The organism is bacterium (assembly GCA_026398675.1).
Classification (GTDB): Bacteria; RBG-13-66-14; RBG-13-66-14; order RBG-13-66-14; family RBG-13-66-14; genus RBG-13-66-14.
Genome location: JAPLSK010000025.1, coordinates 1 through 1703 on the forward strand (window position 1 = coordinate 1; position 1703 = coordinate 1703).

General features: G+C 62.5%; 2 protein-coding genes. Both read left to right on the forward strand.

The window, feature by feature from the left end; genetic code table 11:
* Positions 1-154 precede the first annotated feature (154 nt).
* Positions 155-1240, forward strand: coding sequence for a leucine dehydrogenase (locus tag NTW26_00325; protein ID MCX7020719.1), 1086 nt, complete (start codon positions 155-157; stop codon positions 1238-1240).
* A gap of 80 nt (positions 1241-1320) precedes the next feature.
* A complete protein-coding gene (locus NTW26_00330; GenBank protein ID MCX7020720.1) occupies positions 1321-1497 on the forward strand; it encodes a hypothetical protein in 177 nt (58 codons plus the stop codon).
* The last annotated feature ends 206 nt before the right edge of the window (positions 1498-1703 follow it).

Below are 1703 nucleotides of genomic sequence, written 5' to 3' on the forward strand. Positions count from 1 at the left end.
TGACGATCGGTATGATCGTCGGCACCTACTCCTCGATCTTCATCGCCGCGCCTTTCCTCATCGGCTGGTACCGGATGACCAAAAAAGCGGCCTGATCCGCCCGCACGGCTCAGACAAGGGGCTTAAGCCCCTTGCCCTTCCATCCGAGGGTACGATGGAAGTCTTCAAGAAACTGGAGACGGCGGATCACGAGCAGGTAGCCTTCTGCGTGGCGCCCGCCGTCGAGCTCCAGGCGATAATCGTCATCCACAACACCACCCTGGGTCCGGCCATCGCCGGCATCCGCACCCTGGACTACCCCGACGAGGAGGCGGCCCTCACGGATGCCCTCCACCTCTCGCGGGGGCTCACGTACAAGAGCGCCACCGCCGGGCTGAACTACGGCGGGGGCCAGATCAACATCCTGCGGCAGCCCGCGGAGGGGAAGCGGGAGGCCGCTTTCCGGGCCCTGGGGCGCTTCATCCAGGGGCTGGGCGGGCGGATCATCGGCGCCCCCGACGTCGGCACCGGCGCACTCGACCTGACCTACGTGGCCACCGAGACCGAGTTCGTCGCCGGCGTAACCCTCTTCGAGGGCTCCTTCGATCCGAGCCTGGTGACCGCCTCGGGCGTGATGATGGGCCTCGGGGTCTGCCTGGACGAGACGGGCCGGGGGAAGGACCTGGCCGGGAAGACCGTGGCGCTCCAGGGGGTGGGCGCCGTGGGCGCCATCCTCGCCGCCAAGTTCCTCGAGGCTGGGGCGAGGGTCCTGGTCCACGACCACAGCCCGGAGCGGCTGGAGAGGGTCCTCAAGCGGATGCCCTCCCTGGTTCCCCGCGAGGCCGCGGAGCTTCTGGACGATTCGGTGGACGTGTTCTGCCCCTGCGGCAAGGGGGGAGTCGTCGGCCCCGAGACCCTGGAGCCGCTGGCCGGCAAGATAGTCTGCGGCGCGGCGAACTCCCAGCTCGACCCCACCTGGGACGACTACTCCCAACTCGCCAAGCGCGCAATCACCTACGCCCCGGACTTCGTGGTCAACTCCGGCGGGCTCATCAGCGTCGTCGGGGAGCTGGAGAACCACCCCGATCAGTGGGTCTTCGCCAAGATGAGGCAGATTCCGAACCTTCTCCGGGAGGTCTTCGCCCTGGCCGGGGAAGAGGGCATCTCCACCGTGGAGGCGGCGATGCGGCTGGGCGAGCGCAGGATCAAAGCCATCGCGTCCCTGGCGCACAGTTATGTGTCGCGCAAGGGAAAGGGGTAGGGCCTCCATGACCGAGGACCAACAAGCTCTTCTTCGGGGACAACCTGGACGTCCTCAGGCGGCTTATTCCCGACGAGTCGGTGGACCTGGTCAACCTCGACCCGCCCCTCAATACTAAGGCCGACTACAACATGCTCTTCAATGAGGTGGACGGGACGCCGTCGGCGTCGCAGTTCCAAACCTTTAAAGATTTCTGGCGCTGGTACGAGAACTCCGCCGGGGTGTACCACGAGCTGGTGACGGTTTTGAAACATTGATAGATCTTAACAGGATTTATCATTATCTAATACTTGATGGAGGCTACCGCATGAAATCCCTTACGCAAGAAGAGATAGACGAATTGATTAGCTGTCCTAAAATAATTTCTAAACCACCTAAATCACGGATGTGGCTAGAAAACGGTAGTCGCCGTAATGACATGGAGCTTATACATGAAGATAACTTACTAAGATTTACATGTTTT